This is a genomic window from Terrisporobacter sp. (assembly GCF_017888745.1).
In the GTDB taxonomy this organism is placed as follows: Bacteria; Bacillota; Clostridia; order Peptostreptococcales; family Peptostreptococcaceae; genus Terrisporobacter.
On the sequence record NZ_JAGHFM010000043.1, the window covers coordinates 1 to 4,092 of the forward strand.

The 4,092-nt window shown below is 27.6% G+C and carries 4 protein-coding genes; 2 read left to right on the forward strand and 2 right to left on the reverse strand.

Annotation, left to right across the window (positions count from 1 at the left end; genetic code table 11):
• Positions 1-312: 312 nt before the first annotated feature.
• Positions 313-1,242 carry a 1-phosphofructokinase gene (gene pfkB / locus J7G74_RS01855; protein ID WP_297131119.1) on the reverse strand — a complete coding sequence of 310 codons (930 nt, stop codon included), beginning with the start codon at positions 1,240-1,242 and terminating at the stop codon, positions 313-315.
• 266 nt (positions 1,243-1,508) lie between these two features.
• On the opposite strand from pfkB, the gene J7G74_RS01860 reads away from it, so the two are divergent.
• Entirely contained in the window at positions 1,509-2,234 is a 726-nt protein-coding gene (locus J7G74_RS01860) for a GntR family transcriptional regulator (protein WP_297131122.1), read from the forward strand.
• Between the two features lie 40 nt (positions 2,235-2,274).
• Positions 2,275-3,429 carry an N-acetylglucosamine-6-phosphate deacetylase gene (gene nagA / locus J7G74_RS01865; protein ID WP_297131126.1) on the forward strand — a complete coding sequence of 385 codons (1,155 nt, stop codon included), beginning with the start codon at positions 2,275-2,277 and terminating at the stop codon, positions 3,427-3,429.
• 487 nt (positions 3,430-3,916) lie between these two features.
• Here the strand turns inward: nagA and J7G74_RS16765 are convergent.
• On the reverse strand, positions 3,917-4,092 hold a 176-nt coding region (locus J7G74_RS16765), incomplete at its 5' end, for a YebC/PmpR family DNA-binding transcriptional regulator (RefSeq protein ID WP_297131129.1).

Sequence of the window (4,092 nt, forward strand, 5' to 3'; positions counted from 1 at the left end):
AGGTTGTTGCTTTATTTCTGTTGTTGTTATTATTGCACCTAAGTCTTTTAACTTTTGGTCTTCTAATTTAAACATATTACTTTTCCCCCTTCACATTTTTGATAACCAATATTGGTAATGTTGTTATAACCACTTTTTTTAAAAAATAAAAGAATATATATCATACTCTAACTATTTTGTTTACATATTTAAATTTATTTTATTTTGGTTAAAAATTTATTATCTCCCAAGTGGTAGTTACCACTAATCAAAATATAAATTATTTTTACTTTTTTGTCAACACTAAAATATTTTATTTTTATTACATTTGGCCTAAATTAACTTTGTTACTTTAACTAAATCTTTATATTTTTGAACCTCTTCTAAATTTACAAACCCTGTTTCTATATTAAGAGCATTACTTATACCGCAAGCATTTGAAAGTTTAAGTAACTCTTCTACTTCATAACCTCTTAAAATCCCTACGCTAAATCCAGCTATTGTACTATCTCCACTACCTACAGTGTTCACTGCTTCTATTTTTGGTACCTTTACTTCATATATTTCACTTTCATTCAAGTAAATCATTCCGTCTTTTCCTAAAGATATACATACATTTTCAGCTCCCATTTTAATAAGTTCTTTACCTGCACATACAATTTCATCCATTGATTCTACATCTATATCCAACAATTGTTTTATTTCATCTATATTTGGTTTTATTAAATATGGTTTTGATTTTAACGCTACTTTTAATGGTTCTCCTGATGTATCTAATATAAACTTTACATTATTTTCTCTACATAAATTGCCTATTTTTTCATAGTAATTTAATGGTATATTTTGACAGTAACTACCTGACGCTACTAGTATTTTAGTATCTTTTATTACTTCTTTTATATCATTTTCAAACTTTTCTAAATCATGACTTTCTATTATTGGGCCTTTTTCTAAAAACTCTGTACTTACCTTATCATCTGTAATTATATTTAAACAATTTCTAGTCTCTTGCTTTATTTTGGTAAATTTATTTTTTATATCTAACTTTCTAAGTTCTTCTTTTATAAATTCTCCATTGTATCCACCTAAAAATCCCATAGCTAAAGGTTCTTCTTGTAAAATTTTACACACTTTAGTTACATTTATGCCCTTACCTCCAGCAGTTGCATTTGCACTTACTACCCTTTGAACTTCACCTATATTCATACTATTTACTTTATACATTCTATCTATAGATGGATTGAATGTTATTGTCGTAATCATACTTAATTCACCCTTCACTTATTAATATTATTGATTTGGATAATAATAAATTATATATAAAATCCAATATATAATGTTTTAACTTAGTGGTAATTACCACTTTGAATGTAACTTATTTTTTTTATTTTGTCAATACTATATAGTTTTATCATAAATTAATAGTTTGACATACTAACCCATTCCTGTATTTTACTCATTGACATAAATAATTGTGTATTTTATAATTAATTTGTGGTAGTAACCACTTAGAGAGGATTATAATTTTTATGATAAACAGAAATGATAAAAGACCAATATACGATCAACTTGTTGAAATATTAAGAAATAAAATTGAAAATGAGATGGAACCAAACGATAGGATGCTATCTGAAAGAAGAATTTGTGATGAATATGGAGTCAGCAGGACTACAGTTAGGCTAGCTATGGCTGATTTAGAACATATGGGATATATATATAAAAGACATGGAAAAGGAACTTTCGTTTCTGCACTTAATCAAAATTCCCAAAATCTAATGGATAGTTATAGTTTTACGGATCATATGAAAGCCCAAGGAAAAAATCCAAGTACAAAAGTATTATCATTTGATGTTATAGAAAGTACAAAGTACTTTTCTGAAAAACTTGGTATAAAATCCGGAGAAAAAATGATAAAAATAATGCGTCTAAGACTTGCTGATAATATTCCTATGATGATTGAGAGAACCTATCTACCTCTAAGACAATTTGCAGGTTTGACACAAGAAAAAGTTATTCAAAAACCTTTATACGAAATATTTAGAGAAGATTATGGAGAAATTATTAAAGTAGCTGACGAAGAATTTTCTGCGGGGATAGTATCTGATCGAGAAGCAGAATTATTAGGGGTACCAGTAGATTCAGCGTGTTTAAAGTTATTGCGTACTACATATAATGATGACAACATAGTTATAGAGTTTACTCTAAGCGTTGCTAGAAGCGATAAATTTGTCTATAAAATAAGACATATGAGATAATAAAATTTATACAATAGTATAGTTATGGGGGAAAACAATTTTGAAAAGTTATATTTATGCAGATAAATTTTTTATGAAGTATGGTATAGAAGGAAAAGGATACCTTAGTATAATTGATGGTAAATTCGGAGAATTCCAAAAAGAAAAGCCTACTACTGCTGATAATATTATTAATTATTCAGGTAAATATATTGCTCCAGGTTTAGTTGATACTCACATACATGGACTTTTAAATTCAGATGTCATGGACAATACATTTGATGCTATAAACACAATCTCGAAAGGTTTACTCAAGTATGGTGTAACTTCTTTCTTACCAACAACTCTAACAGATTCTATTGAAACTCTAAATGAATCTATAGAAAATATCAGTAATAACTACAATAAAGTTGAAGGTGCAAAAATACAAGGAATTTATTTAGAAGGTCCGTTTTTTACAGAAAAATATAAAGGTGCTCAGAATGAAAAATATTTTAGGAATCCTGAAATTGATATTCTAAAAGAATGGCAAGAAAAGTCAGGGAACTTAATAAAAAAAATAGCAATTGCTCCAGAACGTGAAGGTGCAGTTGAATTTACAAAATACGCTACTAAACACAATATATCAATAGCACTTGGTCATAGTTCAGCTACATACAAACAAGCTGAAGAAGTAGTTAAATCAGGAGCTAAGGTATTTGTACATACCTACAATGGAATGAGTCCATTGAATCATAGAGAGCCTGGAATGGTTGGAGCAGCTATGGCTTTAAAAGATACATATGCTGAACTAATATGTGACGGTCATCATGTAAGCCCTGTTGCAGCAAAAATAATGATTGATGTTAAATCTAGCGATAATATTGCTTTAGTTACAGATTGTATGAGAGCTGGAGCTATGGAAGATGGACAATATACTCTTGGTAAATTCAATGTTAATGTAAAAGATGGAGTTGCGAGATTAAACAGTGGAAGCCTAGCTGGAAGTGTGTTAACAATGAATAAGGCTATAAAAAATGTAATCACTTGGGATATAGCAACTTTAGAAGAAGCAATAAAAATGGCTTCATATATACCTGCTTTAAGTTGTAATATTAATAATGTATGTGGATCTATAGACAAAGATATGGATGCAGATTTTATAGTTATAGATGATAATTTAAATGTATATGAAACATATATAAATGGTATATGTAAATATAAAATCAATGATTAAGTTATTATACTCACAGTTTTTAAAGTGTAAATAATTCAATCCTAAACTAACTTTGATTTTAAGAAAAAACAATATTTAAATGTTATTTAAACATTATACTATCAATTTATTTTTAAGTATAAATATTATATTCAAAAATAAGTTAAAATTTATTTTAAAATAAACTCTATACAGCAAACATGAAAAAAGTGACTTTGCTTGTCTAGGGTTTATTTTTATGTAAAATAGTTATAAAGGAGTCACATATACTAATAAATTTTGATTAAATTTCATTATCAAAAACAAAAACACCTCCTTATTAATCTGTATACCTTAATTAAAAGTTTGTAGATCATAATTAGAGGTGTTTTTATTTTCCTTAACACTCTGATCGTATTTCATTATATTTTTATACGAAATATCCGATGTTTGTCATAACAATCACGATTTTCAAAATTATTTCCCAATTCAAAAACGCATAATCATTGGTATGACTTAATGCCAAAAACTACTCTGTTATTTCCCAGTTATGGTAAACATTTTGAACATCATCATCGTCTTCAAGCATATCAACTAATTTTTCCATAGCTTTAGCTTGAGCTTCATCAGATAATACTGTAGTTGTTTGAGGTATTAATTTAACATCTGCAGATACGAACTCATATCCTTTTTCTAAAAGTGCAT

Coding starts and splice junctions, on each gene's coding strand:
- pfkB (WP_297131119.1), bottom strand. CDS start 1,242: ATGATTACGACAATAACATTCAATCCATCTATAGATAGAATGTATAAA.
- J7G74_RS01860 (WP_297131122.1), top strand. CDS start 1,509: ATGATAAACAGAAATGATAAAAGACCAATATACGATCAACTTGTTGAA.